The organism is Rhodococcus pseudokoreensis (assembly GCF_017068395.1).
Taxonomy (GTDB): Bacteria; Actinomycetota; Actinomycetes; order Mycobacteriales; family Mycobacteriaceae; genus Rhodococcus_F; species Rhodococcus_F pseudokoreensis.
The window spans coordinates 7,581,684-7,599,867 of the sequence record NZ_CP070619.1 but is presented as its reverse complement, the minus strand read 5'-3'; the positions used below and the strand labels follow the sequence as shown (position 1 = coordinate 7,599,867).

Sequence of the window (18,184 nt, the reverse complement as noted above, 5' to 3'; positions counted from 1 at the left end):
CGCTACGTCTCCACCCCGCTCCGGGGTTCGTCGAGGATTCCGCGTTCGTCGCTGTAGGCCGAACGCACGTCCGGCACCCGGCCGAGCGTGGCGAGGTACTCCTCCATCGCCTTCCGGGCGTAGGCCGTTCCCTCCTCCTCGCTCGGGATCGAGTCGCCGGTGGCCCGACGCCACGTCGCGAGTTCGAGCGCCAACTCGGCCTGCGTCCCGGCGAAGTTCTCGGTGTCGGCGAGATTGTCACGCTCACCGGGATCGGCGAGCAGGTCGTAGAGTTCCCGGCTCGGACGTGGCAGGAGATGCTCGGTGCCCAGCGCCCCACCGGACAGGCTGTTCTCGATGTCGAGAGGAAGGTCGAGCCTGGGCCGCGGCGCGTAGTTCTCGATGTAGCTGAACCGCTTGCTGCGCACCGCGCGGATGGGATCGAAGCTGTCGTGGAACGTCTTCTCCGTGAACAGGACGTCGCGGGCGGTCGCCTCCGACCGGCCCAGCAACTGCGCGGCGTGGGAGACGCCCTCCACTGCCGCGGGGACCGGGACGCCCAGCAGTTCGAGGAGGGTGGGAACCAGATCCACCCCGCTGAACAGGTCGTCGTACACGCGTGGCGCCGCCCGCAGCCTCCGCGGTGGGCGGATGATCGTCGCAATTCCGGTGCCCGGCGCATACAGCGTCGACTTCGCGCCGGGAAACGCCTCGCCGTGGTCGGTGAGGAACACGACCCACGTGCTGTCGTCCAGCCCCTCGTCCTCCAGGGTCTGCAGCAGCCTGCCGACAGCCGCGTCGGCCACCTCGATCGACCCGTGGAATCCGGCCAGGTCCTCACGGACCTCCGGACGGTCGGGCAGGTACGGGGGCACGTCGAAACCCTCGGGGTCGGCGGGTGCATACCTGTCGACCGGGTACGGGCGGTGCGTCTCGAAGAAGCCTGCGGTCAGCAAGAACGGGTGTGGAGGGAATCGCGCCAGCCACCGCGACGCCCGATCGGTGACGTACTCGCAGTACGAGTTCGACACGTCGTACTCGTGGAAGCCGAGCCGCTTGGGGTACGCGCTCTCGTGCTGCATCCCGAACAGGGCCGTGTACCAGCCTGCCTCCGCCAGCAGCGACGGCAGCGTGCGGACGTCGTCGTGGTACTGCCAGCCGTGATGCGCGAGTCCGATCAGTCCGTTGCTGTGCGGGTACCGGCCCGAGAACAGGGCGCCGCGCGAGGGCGAGCACAGCGGCGCCGCCGCATGCGCGTCGGTCAGCAGCACACCCTCCGCGGCGAGCCGGTCGAGGTTCGGGCTGCGCACCCCGGACGCGCCGTAACAGCCGAGGTGGCGGCCCAGATCGTGCCAGTGCACGATCAGCACGTTGTCACGGACGGGATCCACCGGGGTCGCCACAGTCGCCTCCTACATCGGCGGGGAGTTACAGGGAGACCGGAACTTCGGCCTCCGGGAGTTCGGGTACCCTCGTCGCCCGCGCGTAGACGGTCTCGCCCTCCCGCAGGCCTAGCGCCGCACTGTCGCCGCGGGTGACCTGGGCGGAGAACGGTTCGCCGGTGGCCTCGTTGCGCAGATCCACCCGCACCTCGAATCCGAGGTGCACCACGCGCTCCACCGTGGCGCGCGTGACACCGAGCGATTCGGCCGTCCCCGCCTGCTGCGCGAGGGCCAGGTCGGGGTCGCGGCCGAGGCGGATGTCGTGCGGCCGGACCAACTGCCCGTTGAGCTTGGCCACGGACCCGAGGAACGACATCACGAAGTCGTTGCGGGGACGGTCGTAGAGGTCCTCCGGCTCGCCGATCTGCTCGATCCGGCCCTTGTTGAGGACCGCGATCCGGTCGGCGACGTCGAGCGCCTCCTCCTGGTCGTGGGTGACCAGCACCGTCGTCACGTGCACCTCGTCGTGCAGCCGGCGCAGCCAGGTGCGAAGGTCCGTGCGGACCTTCGCGTCGAGCGCACCGAACGGCTCGTCGAGGAGCAGCACCTTCGGGTCCACCGCCAGTGCCCGCGCGAGCGCCATCCGCTGACGCTGACCGCCGGACAACTGCGCCGGATAGCGGTGCTGGAAGCCGTCGAGGCCGACGATCTCGAGAAGCTCGTTGACCTTCTTGTCGATCTCCGGCTTCGGCCGCTTGCGGATCTTCAGCCCGAACGCGACGTTGTCGCGCACCGTCATGTGCTTGAACGCCGCGTAGTGCTGGAATACGAAGCCGATGTCCCGCTTCTGCGGGGAGATGTCGGTGACGTCTTTCCCGCCGATCACGACGGTGCCGGAATCGAGGGCCTCGAGCCCGGCGATGGAGCGGAGCAGCGTCGACTTGCCCGACCCGCTGGGCCCGAGGAGCGCGGTCAGCGAACCCGAGGGGATGTCGATGGAGACGTCGTCGAGAGCAGCAAAGGACCCGTAATTCTTCCGGGCGCCGGTCACGGTAATCATGTGGTGCTCCTCTTGCGGTCGAGCAGAGTCATCAGAAGCAGGGTGATCAGCGCGATGCCCATCAGCAGGGTGGCTGCGGAGTACGCACCGAACGTGTTGTGGTCGTCGATGTAGCGCGAATGCACGAGCAGGGTCAGGGTCTGGGACACCCCGGGGAAGCCCGACGACACCATGATCACGGCGCCGAATTCGCCCAGCGACCGGGCAACGGTCAGGACCACGCCGTAGGTCAGACCCCAGCGGATGGCGGGCAGGGTGATCAGCCAGAACGTCTGCCAGCGGCTCGCGCCGAGCGTCGCGGCGGCCTGTTCCTGTTCCTCGCCGATCTCGTGCAGGACGGGCTCCACCTCCCGCACCACGAACGGCAAAGTCACGAACAGGGTGGCGATGACCATGCCGGGGAGCCCGAAGATCACCTTGAACCCCAGCGATTCGAGCCCGCCGAACCAGCCGTTGGCGCCCCACAGCAGGATCAGCGACACACCGACCACGATCGGCGAGACGGCGAATGGGAGATCGACCACCGCCTGCACCAGACCGCGGCCCGGGAACCGGCCCCGCACCAGCGCGAGGGCCGTGACGATCCCGAACACCACGTTCACCGGGACGACGATGGCCACGATCAGCAGGGACAGATTGAGCGCGGAGATCGCGGCGGGGGTGCTGATCGAATCGATGAACGCGCCGATCCCGTTCTCGAACGTGCGGAACAGGATGATGACGATGGGCACGACCAGCAGGCCGAACAGGTAGAGCAGCGCGACCGTGCGCAGGGTGATCCGGGTGGACCCAGAAAGCTTCATTCCGCCTGCTCCTCACGACGCTGCCCCCGGCTGGCGAAGACGCGGAGGGCGAACAACGTCACGAACGCGATGGCCAGGAGGGCCACCGATACCGCCGCCGCGGCGGCCGGCCTGTCGATTTCGATCTGCTGTTGAATGTACTGGGAAGCGACCTGAGTCTCTCGGGGGATGTTTCCGCCGATCAGGACGACGGAACCGTACTCGCCGATCGCGCGGGCGAACGCGAGTCCCGCGCCGCTGATGATCGCCGGAGTCAGGGTCGGCAGCACCACCTTGCGGAAGATCGTCACGTTGTCGGCACCGAGGGAGGCCGCGGCCTCCTCGACTTCCTTGTCCACCTCGATGAGCACCGGCTGCACCGAGCGGACGACGAACGGCAGCGTCACGAATGCCAGCGCCACGATCAGGCCGGGCTGGGTGGCGTTGAGGTGGACGCCGATCGGGCTCTCCGGGCCGTACAGCGACAACAGCACGATGCTGGCCACGATGGTCGGCAACGCGAACGGCAGGTCGATCAGCGCGTTCACGACCCGCTTGCCGGGGAATTCGTCGCGCACGAGAACCCACGCGATGAGCGTGCCCATGATCACGTTGATCACGGCCACCACCACCGACACCACGACGGTGACGCGCAGGGACGCCACTGCCACGGGCGAGGTGATCGCGTCGACGAAGCCGGCGACCCCGTCGCCGAACGAGGCCACGGTGAGCGCCGCGAGGGGCAGGACCACGATGACACTCAGCCACAGGGTCGCGATGCCGATGCCGAGCGGTCCCACGGCACCGGTGACCCGGGCGACCTTCTTGCGCGCAGGAGGAACGGGCGGAGGCGGCACCGTGATGCCGCGTCCGCCCGTCGTCGTCGATATGTCGCTCACGTCGGTCTTACTTGGTCGCGTTGTCGTAGATCACTGCGATGGACCCGGTGTCCTTGGCGAACACCTCGGAGTCGACCTTGGCCCAGCCGCCGAGATCGGCGATGGTCCACAGCTTGGCCGGCGCCGGGAACTTGTCGGTGAACTCCGTGGCGACCGCGGGATCGACCGGGCGGAATCCGGCCTCGGCCCACAGCTTCTGGCCGTCGGTGGTGTACAGGAAGTCCTTGAACGCGTTGGCCTTCTCCAGGTTCTTGCTGTTCGACAGCACCGCGACCGGGTTCTCGATCTTGAACGTGGTCGGCGGGGTCACGTGCTCGACGGGGTCACCGTTGCCCTCGATGAACAGCGCCTCGTTCTCGTAGCTGAGGAGCACGTCGCCGGTGCCCTGCAGGAACGCCTCCGACGCCTCGCGGCCCGACTTCGGCTGAATCTTCACGTGGTCGTTCACCAGCGCGGTGATGTAGTCGAGTCCGGCGGCCGGGTCCTGGCCGCCGTTGCTCTTCGCGGCGTACGGCGCGAGCAGGTTCCACTTCGCGGATCCGGAGCTGAACGGGTTGGGGGTCACGACCTCGACGTCGGGACGCAGCAGGTCGTCCCAGTCGCGGATGTTCTTCGGGTTGCCCTCGCGCACGACGATGGTGACGACCGAACCGAACGGAATCCCGTTGTAGGCGTCCTGGTTCCAGCTCTTGTCCACCAGGCCGGCGTCGACGAGGCGGGTGATGTCGGGCTCGACGGAGAAGTTGACGAAGTCGGCCTCGGCGCCGTCCTTGACCTTGCGGGACTGGTCACCGGAGGCACCGTAGGACGGCTGGAAGGCAACGCCCTTGCCTTCGTCGGTGGCGTTGAACGCGGGAATCAGCTTGTCGAAGCCCGGCTTCGGCACGGCGTACGCGTACAGGTTGATCGTGCCCGCGCTGCCGTCGGCACCTGCGGAGTCGCCGCCGACCGTGTCGCTGGCGCCGCCGCTGCACGCGGTCAGCGCGACAGCTCCGAGCGTCACGAGGGCCGTGAGAAGACTGCGAGAACGGCGTTTCATGGGAGAAACCTTCCTGGGGATCTGACACAGAGTGGTGGTGCGAAACAAGGAGAGGTGGTGCAAAGGGGAAGAACGCAGGGATCGCCCGGGCGGAATCGGGAATGCGGACGAAAATCAGCACCGCGAGAGGGGGTCGAGCGTGCGCGGTGCCACCCGGGCGCAAATCTGCGTGGGAGGAGAAATCAACAACAGTCGATGTCGGCGACTGCAAGCATGCCGACAGCGATCAACGCCAATTCATGGCGGACCTGGTGTACAGCGGCTTCAGACACGCCGTGAAATCTAGCAGAGGCTGAACCAACGTCCCACATCGAACAGGATTTACCGGGTGAGCAGCCAGGCGACGACGACGAGGACGATCAGCGCGAGCAGCGCGAGTGTGACGCGTGAGCGCGGCATCAGGGTTCCTCCACCTTCGGGACGTCCCGCCTGAGCAGGACGAAGACTGCGGCCAGCCCACGATCGAGCAGCCACGCCAGTCCCCGGCACACCGGCACCATCACCAGCAGCACGAGGGCGACCTGCGGAACGAACGGGAGTCCGGCGATCCACAGCTCGAAGCCGTCCCACCAACTCGCCATCCGGTCCACCGGGCCAGCCTATCGTTGACCGGCTCGTGACCGGCAGACAGGTGGACGGCAGACAGGTGGACGATGGCGCGGCGGCGGTCGATGATGATCACATGGTGTCCAGCGACGCGCACTCCCACGGCCGGCTGCACGCGGCCCCACATCATCACCACCATTCGTTCCCGCCGATCGACGACTACGCGTTCCTGTCGGACTGCGAGTCCACCTGCCTGATCGCCCGCAACGGCTCGGTCGAGTGGATGTGCATTCCCCGGCCGGACTCCCCCAGCATCTTCGGCGCCGTCCTCGACCGCAGCGCAGGCCACTTCCGCATCGGGCCGTACGGACAGAACGTGCCCGCCGCCCGCCGCTACCTGCCGGGGGGACTGATCGTCGAGACGACGTGGCAGACCGAGACGGGCTGGCTCATCGTGCGCGACGCGCTCGTGCTCGGCCCGTGGCACAACGTCGAGCAGCGCTCGCGCTCGCACCGCCGCACCCCCACCGACTGGGACGCCGAACACATCCTGCTGCGGACGGTGAAGTGCGTCAACGGGACCGTCGAACTGGAGATGAGCTGCGAGCCCGCGTTCGACTACCACCGCGGCGCGGCGCACTGGGAGTACACGGGCAAGGTCTACGAGGAGGCTACCGCCACGTGTAAGTCGAGCCGTCCGGGCGACCACCCGACACTGCGGCTGACGACGAACATGAAGATCGGGCTCGAAGGGCGGGAGGCCCGCGCCCGAACCCGGATGGTCGAGGGCGACAACGTGTTCGTCGCCCTGTCGTGGGCTCACATGCCCGCGCCGCAGACGTTCGACGAGGCGGCCGACAAGATGTGGCAGACGGCGAAGTGCTGGCGCGAGTGGATCACCATCGGCCGCTTTCCCGATCACAAGTGGCGGGGTTACCTGCAGCGCAGCGCGCTCGCGCTGAAGGGGTTGACGTACGCCCCCACCGGCGCCCTGCTCGCGGCGTCGACCACATCGCTCCCGGAAACCCCCGGCGGCGAACGGAACTGGGACTACCGCTACGCATGGGTGCGGGATTCGACGTTTGCGCTGTGGGGCCTGTACAGCCTCGGACTCGACCGCGAGGCCAACGACTTCTTCTCGTTCATCTACGACGTGTCGAGCGCCGAGGACGGCAACCACCATCCGTTGCAGGTGATGTACGGCGTCGGCGGCGAGCAGACGCTGGAGGAGTCGGAACTGCACCATCTCTCCGGGTACGACGGCGCGCGACCGGTGCGGATCGGGAACGGCGCCTACGACCAGGTCCAGCACGACATCTGGGGAACGATCCTCGATTCGGTGTACCTGCACGTCAAATCCCGGGAGCGGGTCCCGGAAACTCTGTGGCCGATGCTCAAACGCCAGGTCGAGGAAGCGGTCAAGCATTGGCGTCTGCCCGACCGCGGGATCTGGGAGGTCCGCGGCGAGCCCCAGCACTTCACGTCGTCGAAGATCATGTGCTGGGTGGCCCTCGACCGGGGCGCGAAACTCGCCGATCAGCAGGGTGAGACGAGTTACGCGCAACAGTGGTCCGAACTGGCCGACGAGATCAAGGACGACATCCTCGAGCACGGCGTCGATGCGCGCGGCGTCCTGACGCAGCGGTACGGCAGCGACAGCCTCGACGCGTCGCTGCTGCTCGCACCGCTGCTCCGGTTCCTGCCCGCCGACGATCCGCGGATCCGCGCGACCGTGCTCGCCATCGCGGACGAGTTGACCGAGGGCGGGCTGGTGCTGCGCTATCGGGTGGAGACGACGGACGACGGGTTGAGCGGCAAAGAGGGCACGTTCACGATCTGCTCGTTCTGGCTCGTGTCGGCGCTCGTCGAGATCGGTGAACTGGACCGTGCGAAACGCCTGTGCGATCGGCTCCTCGGGTTCGCCAGCCCCCTCAAGCTGTACGCGGAGGAGATCGACCCCGACTCGGGGCGGCACCTCGGCAACTTCCCGCAGGCGTTCACCCATCTGGCGCTGATCAACGCCGTGGTCCACGTCATTCGCGCCGAGGAGGCCGCGGCGGGCGGATTCCAGCCCGCGCACAACACGGTCTGATCAAGAGAACGAGCCGAGGATCAGATCGGGCGCGCGCTACGGTTACTCCGCGTAACGGTGCAGCAACCGCTCGGCGTCGGCCGCGATCTGCCGTACCACGGCCCCCGCCGGCCGTTCCGCCGTGACGAGACCCGCCGCTTCCCCGGCGTACACGACGCCGAGGTCGGGGTTCGCCGGATCGTAGGCGGCAGCGAGTTCGGCATCGGGTGCGTCCGCGCCGTGCCAGCGGGACGTGAAGTCGTTGCTCAGGGCGCGCCCACCCCACCGGGCCGGCCACGGCTGGCTGCGCGCCTGGTCGAACACCGACGTGTACACGGTGTCGGCGCTGCCCGCCGCGATCAGTCTGCCGCGGGCGTACTCCGGTCCGATGGTCTCCGGGCTGGCCAGCAGCGCGGTCCCGATCATCGCGCCCTCCGCGCCCGCGGCGAGCACGGCCGCGAGACCACGGCCGGTCGCGATACCGCCGGCGGCGAGCACCGGCAGCGTGGTGGCCTCCAGGACCTCCTGCAGGAGCGGCAACGTCCCGATCCTGCCGGTGTGGCCGCCCGCCTCGCTGCCCTGGGCGATCACGAAGTCGACGCCCGCATCCTCCACGACCCGCAGGTCGTCGATCGTGTTCACCTGCGACACCACCAGCGCCCCGGTGGCGTGGATCCGCTCCACGTACGGGGCGGGGTCGCCGAACGACAGCGACACCACCCGCGGGTTCTCCGCCAGAGCGGCGCCGAGGAGAGCGTCATCGTCGTCGAGCGCCCAGGTCATCAACCCGACTCCGAACGCGTCGCCGCCGATGCCCCGTGCGACCGCCGTCTCCTTCGCCACCCACTCCGGGGTGGCGTAGCGGGCCGCGCCGAGCAGGCCGAGCCCGCCCGCCTTCGACACCTCGCCGACGAGGGTGCCGCCTGCCCGTCCGCCCATCGGGGCGCCGAAGATCGGCACCTCGATTCCCAGTGTCCGGGTCAGCCAGGTTTCGAGGGCCACGTGCCGCACCTACTTTCGATCAGACGTCGACGGAGGAGAAACAACGGAGGTCGTGGTGCCTACTTCTTCGGCTTGTCCCCGACCGACTCGGACGACAACGCGGCCACGAAGGCCTCCTGCGGAACCTCGACCCGGCCGATGGTCTTCATCCGCTTCTTGCCTTCCTTCTGCTTCTCGAGCAGCTTGCGCTTACGGCTGATGTCGCCGCCGTAGCACTTGGCGAGCACGTCCTTGCGGATGGCGCGGATGTTCTCACGCGAGATGATCTTCGAGCCGATCGCCGCCTGGATCGGCACCTCGAACTGCTGGCGGGGAATCAGTTCCCGCAGCTTCGACGTCATCCGCCCGCCGTACGCGCCTGCCGCGGAACGGTGGACGATCGACGAGAACGCGTCGACGGCCTCACCCTGCAGCAGGATGTCCACCTTCACCAGGTCGGCCTGCTGCTCGCCGGCCTCCTCGTAGTCGAGGCTGGCGTAGCCCTTGGTGCGCGACTTCAGGGCGTCGAAGAAGTCGAACATGATCTCGCCCATGGGCATCTCGTAGCGCAACTCGACCCGCGTCTCGGACAGGTAGTCCATGCCGCCGAGTTCCCCGCGCCGGTTCTGGCACAGTTCCATGATCGCGCCGATGAATTCGCTCGGCGCGATGACCGTGCACTTCACCATCGGCTCGTAGACCTCGCGGATCTTGCCCTCCGGCCAGTACGACGGGTTGGTGACGACGTGCTCGGCGCCGTCCTCCATCACCACCCGGTACACCACGTTCGGCGACGTCGAGATCAGTTCGAGCCCGAACTCGCGCTCGAGGCGGTCGCGGGTGATCTCCATGTGCAGCAGCCCGAGGAAGCCACACCGGAACCCGAATCCGAGCGCCACCGACGTCTCCGGCTCGTAGGCCAGGGCGGCGTCGTTGAGACGCAACTTGTCGAGGGCGTCGCGCAGCACCGGGTAGTCCGAGCCGTCGAGCGGGTAGAGGCCGGAGTAGACCATCGGTTTGGGGTCGCGGTAACCGACGAGGGGTTCCGTCGCGCCGCCGCGGGCGGCGGTGACCGTGTCGCCGACACGCGACTGCCGGACGTCCTTCACACCGGTGATGAGGTAACCCACCTCGCCGACGCCGAGACCGATGCTGGCCTTCGGTTCGGGCGAGATGATGCCGACCTCGATCAGATCGTGGGTGGTGCCCGTCGACATCATGGTGATCTTCTCGCGCGGCGAGATCCGGCCGTCGACGACACGCACGTACGTGACGACGCCGCGGTACGCGTCGTACACGGAGTCGAAGATCATGGCGCGCGCCGGACCGTCGGGGTCGCCGACGGGGGCGGGGATCTGCCGCACCACCTCATCGAGCAGTTCCTTCACGCCCATGCCGGTCTTGCCGGACACCCGCAGCACGTCACCCGGTTCACACCCGGTGATGTGCGCGATCTCCTCGGCGTACCGGTCGGGATCGGCGGCGGGCAGGTCGATCTTGTTGAGCACCGGGATGATGGTGAGGTCCTTCTCCATCGCCAGGTACAGGTTGGCGAGAGTCTGGGCCTCGATGCCCTGCGCGGCATCCACCAGCAGGATCGCGCCCTCACAGGCCTCGAGCGCGCGGGAGACCTCGTACGTGAAGTCGACGTGCCCGGGGGTGTCGATGAGGTGGATGACGAACTCCTCGTCGCCCACCTTCCACGGGAGCCGGACGTTCTGCGCCTTGATCGTGATGCCGCGCTCGCGTTCGATGTCCATGCGGTCGAGGTACTGGGCACGCATCTGCCGCTCCTCGACCACACCGGTGAGCTGGAGCATGCGGTCGGCCAGCGTCGACTTGCCGTGATCGATGTGCGCGATGATGCAGAAATTCCGGATCCGGGCAGGATCCGTGAACGTCTTGTCGGCGAAGCTGCTGATGGGGGACCCCTTACCTGGACCGGCACCGGCCCGGTTCCGGGCCACTGTCACCTGTCAGGATATCCAAGCCACCGCGTTGCGGCTGCTGCGGCATACACGCACTAAGCTCGGCGGCCATGGCGAGCACGTGGAGCAGCATCGGGAAGACGTTGGGCCGACTTGCACGGGACAAGGGACCGCAGCTTCTGGCGCAGCTGCAGAAGTCCGGCGCGCTGGACCGCGCGGCCGGTGTCCTGACCGGGTCGACGGCCGCCGCGCCGAAGCCGGCGCCGGGCCGTCCGGTCACCGCCGACTCCGCCCCGACCGCCCATCGGGCACGGAAGGTGGAGTACTCCCCCGACCTGGACGGTCGCGCGGATCCGGGCGAGATCGTGTGGACGTGGGTGACGTACGAGGAGGACGCGAGTCAGGGCAAGGACCGGCCCGTGCTCGTCGTCGGGCGTGACGGCGACACCCTGCTGGGGTTGATGCTGTCGTCGCAGAGCAAGCACGACGGGGACCGGGACTGGATCGCGGTCGGCTCGGGGTCGTGGGATGCGGAGGGCCGTGCGAGCTGGATCCGGCTGGACCGGGTGCTGGACGTGCCGGAGGCGGGGATCCGCCGCGAGGGTGCCGTCATGGACCGGGACAAGTTCGAGATCGTCGCGCAGCGTCTGCGCAAGGACTTCAGCTGGCAGTGACGCGGTCACCGACCCAGATCGTCGGCGACCATCTCGGCGATCGCGGTCATCGCGAGAGCGTTGGGATGTGCCGGTTCGGCGGGTGATTGCGGCAGCATCCCCTCGAACCACCGCTGCCCCGTCGGCGCGCACGCGTCGTGCCCGCCGTCCACGGCGGCCTTCGCGATGTCGATGTAGTGCACTCCGTACCTGGCGGCGGCGTCGACGTAGATCTGGTTGAACCGTTCGAAGTACCGCTCGAGCCAGACCGCGTCCGCGTCGGACACGGGCAGGTTCGGCCAGCAGCCGCGTCGTCCGACGGAACCGCCGTGCCCGATCAGATAGACCTCGGCGTGCGGGGCCTTCGCCACGATCGCGGCCACCACCGCGTCGACCTGCGGCGCCATCTTCGCGATCCCCTCGACCGTGAGCTGTTCCGCCCGCGGGTTGTCGCGGCACCCGGCGTCCGCGCCCGGGACGAGGGCGCCGCAGCGCACCGACACGGGCAGGTGATTGGAACCGCCGCCGCCGATGCTGAGCGTCACGACGTCGGTGTCCGGCCGCAGGGCATCGATCTGCGGCGGGGCGAAGCGCGTCCCCACGAACTGCGCGGTGCTGATCACATGGGCGGGTGTGGCGGCGGAGCACGTGACGTCGGTGAACGTGGCGGCGCCGATCAGCCGCGCCAGCTTCGCCGGGTAATTCAGGTCCGGCGATCGCAGGCACAGGTCGCGGTGCTCCGAGAATTCGATGAGCGGCCCGGCCGCGCGGGAGTCGCCGAGGGCGACGTACGACGGTCCCGGCCGCGGCACGTCCTCGGCGGTCGCGGTCGCGGTCGCGGGGACCGTTCCGGTGAACGCGAGGACCGCGGACGTGAGAATTGCGGCCCGCAGGCCCCGGGCACCCGGCCCGGGTCGGTCGGTACTCAGCTCTGCAGTCGGTCGTACCGGCCGAACAGCGACCGGTAGACCAGCGCGCCCACCGCGCCGCCGATCAGCGGGAACACGATGAACAACCACACCTGCGCGAGCGCGCCGTTCTGGTACGGCGCCACGGCGAGGCTGCGGGCCGGGTTGACGGACGTGTTGTCGATCGGGATCGACACGAGGTGGATCACGGCGAGCGTGAATCCGATCGACACACCGGCGAGGGGGACGTCGGAGATCTGGTCGGTGGACGCGAGGACGACGAACACGAGCAGCGCGGTGAGGAGGATTTCGACGATCATCGCGGCGCCGATGCCGTAACCGTTCTCGATGACCCCGCCGAGCGGGCCCTTGATGGCGGACGGGCTGTGCGCGCCCCAGCCGTTGGCGCCGAGACCGTCGTCCGCCCGGTTGTACGACGGCAGGCTCTGCGCGATCGTGTAGACCACCACACCGGCGACGAGACCGCCGATGACCTGGGCAACGATGTACAGGCCCGCCTTCACGACGGACAACCGGCCGAGCGCGAGGTGCCCCACGGTGACGGCCGGGTTGACGTGGCAGCCCGAGATGGGACCGATGGCGTACACGAGGAAGAGCAGGGTCAGTCCGAATGCCAGTGCCACACCGAGGTTCCCGACCTTGGCCCCGGCGAAGACCGCCGTGCCCACCGCCGCGAAGACCAGTAGGAACGTACCGACCGCCTCTGCTACGTATTTCTTGAGATCCGAGATCGGTTCGACTTCTACGTATTCCTGTGCGGTTGGAGACATTGAACCCACCTTCGTCGAAATGGATCGTTAGTCCTGCTTTCCACGGATAGATCTGGGTGGCACTTTACGCCAGGCGGGTGATCTCCACGACGACTTCGAGATCTGTTGCCCGGCCACCGGAGAAGATGCCCTTGAGCGGCGGAACGTCCGCGTAGTCCCGTCCGATGCCCACGGATACGTGCTGTTCGTTCACCGCCACGGCGTTGGTCGGGTCGTATCCCCACCACGCCCCGGTCCACGCCTCGACCCATGCGTGACTCTCCCCCGCCACCGTCTCGTCCACCGCCGCATCGGGTTTCGGGTGCAGATAGCCGGACACGTAACGACTCGGAATTCCCATGCTGCGCAACAGGACCAGCGTCAGGTGCGCGTAGTCCTGGCACACGCCCTGCCGTTCGGCCCAGGCGTCGACCGCGGACGTGTGAACACCGGTCGTCCCCGGAACGTAGGCCATCTCCCGGTGCACCCAGTCCGCCGCCGCGACAACGGCTTCGTCGGGGGTGCGTCCCTTGCGCAGGTCCCGCGCGATGGTGTCGAGCTTGCGGCTGCGCGGCACGAACGTGGTGTTGCTCAGCTGCTCGTTGAACCGGTCCGTGAGCGGCGGGCTCGCCAGTTCGTCCCAGTCCGCCTTCTCCTCCGGCTCCCAGAACGGTTCGGTCTCGACGACGGACAGCCCGGTGACCTCGAGTTCCTTGTGCGGCGCATGGAGATCGAACGCGGTGACGGCGGTGCCCCAGTAGTCGGTGTAGCGGTACGACCGCGTCGCCGGCGTCGTCTCCACCCGGTTCAGGATCACCGTCTGCCTGCTGTCACCGCGGGGGGTGAGTCGCGCCTCGTTGTACGAGGACGTGACCGGTGCGTCGTACGCATACCCGGTGGTGTGTACGACTCTCATTCGCCAGCTCACAGCTCTCCCTCCACGACGGACTCGCCGCCGACGGCCCGTGCATCGGTCCACGCCACCCACGGCGCGGCGTGAAAATACTGCAGCGCGATGGCTTCTCCGAGCTCGCGGCAGGTTTCCTGCAGTCCCGCGAGCCGATCCTGGAGATCCTCGAGGAGCACGCCGGGCGGCAGGAACTCGAGTTCGCTCCGCGCCCTGCCGAGCAGGCGCTGCGCCTCCGCGCGAGGCCCGACGCGGCTGTCCGGCTGGTGGTCGAGTTCGGCGAGGCACAACTCCGCCTGCCGGATGGCATGGAACACCGACCGCGGGAACAGCCGGTCCAGCAGGATGAACTCGACCACCCGGTTGGCGTCCAGCGCGCCGCGGTACGTGCGCAGATACGTGTCGTGGGCTCCCGCGGAGCGCAGCACTGTTACCCAGGCCGGCGAGGACGGGCGGTCGCCGGCGCGGGACAGCAGCATCCGAGCGAGCATGTCGACGCGTTCGATCGAGCGGCCGAGCAGCAGGAATCGGTACCCGTCGTCGCGGCTCATCGTCGAGTCGGCCAGACCCGCGAACATCGCCGCGCGTTCCTCCACGTACCGGAAGAACTCGTGCGGGCCGAGTCGCTTGGACGCGCGCTCCCGTTCGGCGAGGCCGTTGTATGTGGTGTTGAGGCACTCCCACATCTCGCTGGACGTGACCTCGCGGGCACCGCGCGCGTTCTCTCGGGCGCTCGCGAGCGAATCGATGATCGAGCCCACCTGATTGCGGCTGAACGCCACCAGTTCGGTCACCGACCGGACGTCGAGTTCGGTGTCGGGTGCCTCGATGCCGAGCACCCGCAGCAGCAACCGGGACGTGCGGTCCGGGTCCACCGACGCGTCGTCGAGGAGCTGGTGCACGGCGACGTCGAGAATGCGGGCCATGTCGTCGGCCCGCTCGACGTACCGGCCGATCCAGTACAGCGATTCGGCGTTCCTGGCCAGCATCAGCGATCACCTCCGTGGTCCTGTTGCTGCCGGCCGTGCTGTTGCTGTTGCTGTTGTTGCTGCTGCAGTTGGGTCGTGCTGAGTTCGGGTCCCTGCTCGGCCTCGGCGGACTGCGCCGGTTCGGCCACCAGCTCCTCACCCGCCAGTTCCCGCTCCTCGTCGGAGCTCCTGCTCGCGAGCACCCACGTGTCCTTGCTGCCGCCGCCCTGGCTGGAATTCACGACGAGAGATCCCTCGGGCAGGGCCACGCGGGTCAGGCCGCCCGGCAGCACCCAGACGTCCTCGCCGTCGTTCACGGCGAAGGGACGTAGGTCGACGTGCCGGGGAACCAGTTCGTCCCCGACCTTGGTGGGCACTGTGGACAGCTGGACGACGGGCTGCGCGATCCACCCGCGGGGGTCGGCCTTGATCTTCCTCGTGATCGTGTTCAGCTCCTTCGGTGACGCGTCGGGGCCGAAGACGATGCCGTAGCCACCGGAACCCTCCACCGGCTTGATCACCAGTTCGTCGACCCGGTCCAGCACCTCCTCGCATTCCTCGTCGAGCCAGCAGCGGAACGTGTCGACGTTCGCGAGCAGCGGCTTCTCCCCGAGGTAGTAGTCGATGATCTGCGGGACGTAGGTGTAGACGAGCTTGTCGTCGCCGACCCCGTTCCCGACGGCACTCGAGATCACGACGTTGCCCGCGCGGGCCGCGTTCAGCACGCCCGCCACCCCGAGCACGGAGTCCGGCCGGAAGTGCATGGGATCGAGGTAGTCGTCGTCGATGCGCCGGTAGATGACGTCGACCTGGCGTTCGCCCTCGGTCGTGCGCATGTAGACCATGTTGTCGCGGCAGAACAGGTCGCGGCCCTCGACGAGTTCGACACCCATCTGGCGCGCGAGCAGCGAATGCTCGAAGTACGCGGAGTTCGCGACACCCGGGGTCAGGACGACGACGGTCGGGTCGGCCTCGTTGAGGGCGGCGGACGCGCGCAGCGCCCGCAGGAGGTGCGAGGCGTAGTCCCCGACGGACCGCACGCGGTGCGACATGAACAGGTCGGGGAACACGCGCGCCATCGTGCGGCGGTTCTCCATGACGTAGGACACTCCCGACGGCGACCGCAGGTTGTCCTCGAGCACGCGGAACACCCCGTTCTCGTCGCGGACGAGGTCGATTCCGGCGACGTGGATCCGCACCCCGTTCGGCGGGACGATCCCCGACGCCTCCCGGTGGAAGTGCTCGCACGAGGTGACCAACCGCTTCGGCAGCACGTGGTCGCGCAGGATGCGCTGCTCCCCGTACACGTCGTCGAGGAACATCTCGAGCGCCTGCACCCGCTGCTTGATGCCCTTCTCGAGACGCGTCCACTCCGCCGCCGCGATGACGCGGGGCACCAGGTCGAGGGGGAAGGGCCGCTCCTGACCGGACAGCGAGAACGTCACACCCTGGTCGATGAACGCCCTGCCCAGTGCGTCGGATCGGGCGGCGAGGTCGGCCCGGTCCGCGGGCTCGAGCGCCTTGAAGACCCCTTTGTAGGGCGGGCGGACGGTGCCGTCGCGGTCGAACATCTCGTCGAACGCCAGCCCGTAGCGCCCGATGTCGGTGTATCCGTCGAACACGTGGGCGGGTTCCGCGGGCTTGCGCGGCCGGGCGGTCACCCGCGTCCGCGGCGGGGTTCCCGCAGCCTTCGCACCCGCCTGTGTGCTGCCCCCCGATTTTCGGCCGGGGGCTTTCGAGGTTGCCGACGACTTCGTTATTGTTGACGACTTCGATGCTGGGGGCGTCATCCCAGACATGCTGCTACATGTACCCCCGTTCAGCAGCACAGCCGCAGGATTTGTCGGCGCGTCCGGCGCCGGTTTGAGATCGGACACCGATCACTGGTAATCTCGCCTGTCGGTGCATATGTGTGCGCCCAGAGCTTTCTCGACCGTAACCAGCTTAAGACGACAGGATTTTACGCGTGGCCAACATCAAGTCCCAGGTGAAGCGGATCCGTACCAACGAGGCGGCCCGACTCCGTAACCAGTCGGTGAAGTCCTCGCTGCGCACGGCGATCCGCTCGTTCCGCGAGGCTGCGGCGGCCGGTGACAAGGACAAGGCCAACGAGCTCCTCGTCGCCACCAGCCGCAAGCTCGACAAGGCAGCCAGCAAGGGCGTCATCCACGCCAACCAGGCTGCCAACAAGAAGTCTGCTCTCGCGCAGGCTGTCAACAAGATCTGACGGTTCTTCCGTCGTAGGCTCTCCAACAGCCGCTCGATCCTCGGATCGAGCGGCTGTTGTCGTGTCTCCGTCCCCTTTGTGGCGCTGTCAGTCAGATCTGGCGTAGCCGGGAGACGCGTCCCACGGCACTCTCGACGGCGTAGTCCGCGTCGGCCGCTGCGCCCTTGACGTCGGCGTTCAAGGCGGCGACGATCCGCAGCGCCTCCCCCACCGACGTCGGTGTCCACCCCTTCGCGAGGGCCTGCGCCTTCTTGATCTTCCAGGGCGGCATGCCCAGTTCCGACGCCATCCGGAACGGGTCGCCGCGCCCGGCCGGGGCGACCCGGGCGATCGAGTGCACCGCGTCGGCCAGTGCGTCGGCGAGCAGCACATGGGGCACGCCCCGCAGCATCGCCCAGCGCAGCGCCTCGATCGCACCCGCGGTGTCGCCGGCGACGGCCTTGTCGGCCACGTCGAATCCGCTCACCTCGGCCTTGCCCGAGTAGTACCGCTGGACGGCGGCGACGTCGATCTTTCCGCCGGTGTCCGCCGTGAGCTGCGAGCACGCGGCGGCCAGTTCACGCAGGTTCGAGCCGACTCCCTCGAACACGCTCTGCACCACGTCCGGCGACACCCGGACCCCGAGGGTCCGGAACTCGCCGCGGATGAATCCGATGAGCTCGCCGGACTTCAGTTTGGCGCACGGGTGCACCACGGCCCCGAGCTTCTCCAGCGCCCCGGTCATCGCTTTCGCACGTCCACCGCCCGAGTGCAGAACGACCAGGACGACGCCCGGAGGGGGGTCGCCCGCGGCGTCGAGGACCAGTGCCACCGCATCCTTGCCCGCCTCGGCGGCGGCCTCGAGCACCACCACGCGGTCTTCGGCGAACAGGGAGGGGCTGAGCAGTTCGGCGAGTTCGGCCGCCCCGGCGTCGCCCGCCCGCAACCGGTTGACGGGAAGGTCCGCGCCTGCGGCCACGTTCGCGCTCGCGCGAACCTGGCCGACGACGTGTGCGACCGCGCGTTCGACGAGGAACTCCTCGTCACCGAGGACGAGATGGAGCTGTTCGAGCTGAGTTGGAGTGCTCACGCGAAGATCGTGCCA

The 18,184-nt window shown here is 68.3% G+C and carries 18 protein-coding genes; 3 read left to right on the top strand and 15 right to left on the bottom strand.

The genetic code is table 11. The annotated features are described in order from the left end of the window. Window positions 1-2: 2 nt before the first annotated feature. The 7 genes from JWS13_RS39885 to JWS13_RS39860 form a co-directional block, all read right to left on the bottom strand. The gene (locus tag JWS13_RS39885; RefSeq protein WP_206010724.1) at window positions 3-1,382 is read right to left on the bottom strand and encodes a sulfatase family protein; all 1,380 of its coding nucleotides are present in this window, start codon (window positions 1,380-1,382) and stop codon (window positions 3-5) included. 25 nt (window positions 1,383-1,407) lie between these two features. Then, window positions 1,408-2,421: a sulfate/molybdate ABC transporter ATP-binding protein gene (locus JWS13_RS39880; protein WP_124391242.1), complete on the bottom strand. Its 1,014-nt coding sequence runs from the start codon at window positions 2,419-2,421 to the stop codon at window positions 1,408-1,410. Next, a complete protein-coding gene (gene cysW, locus JWS13_RS39875; protein WP_072946605.1) occupies window positions 2,418-3,224 on the bottom strand; it encodes a sulfate ABC transporter permease subunit CysW in 807 nt (268 codons plus the stop codon). Before cysW ends, JWS13_RS39880 begins: the two co-directional genes overlap by 4 nt. After that, on the bottom strand, window positions 3,221-4,102 hold the full coding sequence (gene cysT / locus JWS13_RS39870; RefSeq protein WP_124391240.1) for a sulfate ABC transporter permease subunit CysT: 882 nt from the start codon (window positions 4,100-4,102) through the stop codon (window positions 3,221-3,223). The genes cysW and cysT overlap by 4 nt, the downstream gene beginning before the upstream one ends. A gap of 7 nt (window positions 4,103-4,109) precedes the next feature. Further along, on the bottom strand, window positions 4,110-5,141 hold the full coding sequence (locus tag JWS13_RS39865; RefSeq protein WP_206010723.1) for a sulfate ABC transporter substrate-binding protein: 1,032 nt from the start codon (window positions 5,139-5,141) through the stop codon (window positions 4,110-4,112). Between the two features lie 182 nt (window positions 5,142-5,323). Further along, window positions 5,324-5,452 carry an Ms4533A family Cys-rich leader peptide gene (locus JWS13_RS46580; protein ID WP_374229655.1) on the bottom strand — a complete coding sequence of 43 codons (129 nt, stop codon included), beginning with the start codon at window positions 5,450-5,452 and terminating at the stop codon, window positions 5,324-5,326. Window positions 5,453-5,539: 87 nt separating this feature from the next. Further along, window positions 5,540-5,731 carry a hypothetical protein gene (locus JWS13_RS39860; RefSeq protein WP_073364356.1) on the bottom strand — a complete coding sequence of 64 codons (192 nt, stop codon included), beginning with the start codon at window positions 5,729-5,731 and terminating at the stop codon, window positions 5,540-5,542. Window positions 5,732-5,823: 92 nt separating this feature from the next. On the opposite strand from JWS13_RS39860, the gene JWS13_RS39855 reads away from it, so the two are divergent. After that, window positions 5,824-7,779: a glycoside hydrolase family 15 protein gene (locus JWS13_RS39855; RefSeq protein ID WP_124391294.1), complete on the top strand. Its 1,956-nt coding sequence runs from the start codon at window positions 5,824-5,826 to the stop codon at window positions 7,777-7,779. A 42-nt stretch (window positions 7,780-7,821) separates the two neighbouring features. Here JWS13_RS39855 and JWS13_RS39850 read toward each other — a convergent pair whose 3' ends face one another. Both JWS13_RS39850 and lepA read right to left on the bottom strand, forming a co-directional pair. Beyond that, window positions 7,822-8,760, bottom strand: coding sequence for an NAD(P)H-dependent flavin oxidoreductase (locus JWS13_RS39850; protein ID WP_124391238.1), 939 nt, complete (start codon window positions 8,758-8,760; stop codon window positions 7,822-7,824). A gap of 59 nt (window positions 8,761-8,819) precedes the next feature. Then, window positions 8,820-10,712, bottom strand: coding sequence for a translation elongation factor 4 (gene lepA / locus JWS13_RS39845; protein ID WP_206010722.1), 1,893 nt, complete (start codon window positions 10,710-10,712; stop codon window positions 8,820-8,822). A gap of 65 nt (window positions 10,713-10,777) precedes the next feature. Here lepA and JWS13_RS39840 point away from each other — a divergent pair, with 65 nt between their 5' ends. Further along, window positions 10,778-11,341, top strand: a complete 564-nt coding sequence (locus JWS13_RS39840; RefSeq protein ID WP_206010721.1) for a type II toxin-antitoxin system PemK/MazF family toxin — start codon at window positions 10,778-10,780, stop codon at window positions 11,339-11,341. Between the two features lie 5 nt (window positions 11,342-11,346). On the opposite strand, the gene JWS13_RS39835 is transcribed toward JWS13_RS39840, so the two are convergent. The 5 genes from JWS13_RS39835 to JWS13_RS39815 all read right to left on the bottom strand — a co-directional run bounded on the left by JWS13_RS39835 (window position 11,347) and on the right by JWS13_RS39815 (window position 16,534). After that, entirely contained in the window at window positions 11,347-12,132 is a 786-nt protein-coding gene (locus tag JWS13_RS39835) for an SGNH/GDSL hydrolase family protein (protein ID WP_124391235.1), read from the bottom strand. 113 nt (window positions 12,133-12,245) lie between these two features. Further along, on the bottom strand, window positions 12,246-13,019 hold the full coding sequence (locus tag JWS13_RS39830; RefSeq protein WP_206010720.1) for an aquaporin: 774 nt from the start codon (window positions 13,017-13,019) through the stop codon (window positions 12,246-12,248). 64 nt (window positions 13,020-13,083) lie between these two features. Next, the gene (locus tag JWS13_RS39825) at window positions 13,084-13,914 is read right to left on the bottom strand and encodes a transglutaminase family protein (RefSeq protein WP_206010719.1); all 831 of its coding nucleotides are present in this window, start codon (window positions 13,912-13,914) and stop codon (window positions 13,084-13,086) included. Window positions 13,915-13,922: 8 nt separating this feature from the next. After that, entirely contained in the window at window positions 13,923-14,894 is a 972-nt protein-coding gene (locus JWS13_RS39820; protein ID WP_072946595.1) for an alpha-E domain-containing protein, read from the bottom strand. Continuing rightward, window positions 14,894-16,534: a circularly permuted type 2 ATP-grasp protein gene (locus tag JWS13_RS39815; protein ID WP_206010718.1), complete on the bottom strand. Its 1,641-nt coding sequence runs from the start codon at window positions 16,532-16,534 to the stop codon at window positions 14,894-14,896. The genes JWS13_RS39820 and JWS13_RS39815 overlap by 1 nt, the downstream gene beginning before the upstream one ends. 305 nt (window positions 16,535-16,839) lie before the next feature. Here JWS13_RS39815 and rpsT point away from each other — a divergent pair, with 305 nt between their 5' ends. Further along, window positions 16,840-17,100, top strand: a complete 261-nt coding sequence (gene rpsT / locus JWS13_RS39810; protein ID WP_012688238.1) for a 30S ribosomal protein S20 — start codon at window positions 16,840-16,842, stop codon at window positions 17,098-17,100. 91 nt (window positions 17,101-17,191) lie between these two features. Here the strand turns inward: rpsT and holA are convergent, their stop codons facing one another. Continuing rightward, the gene (gene holA, locus JWS13_RS39805; protein ID WP_087559613.1) at window positions 17,192-18,169 is read right to left on the bottom strand and encodes a DNA polymerase III subunit delta; all 978 of its coding nucleotides are present in this window, start codon (window positions 18,167-18,169) and stop codon (window positions 17,192-17,194) included. Window positions 18,170-18,184 lie beyond the last annotated feature (15 nt).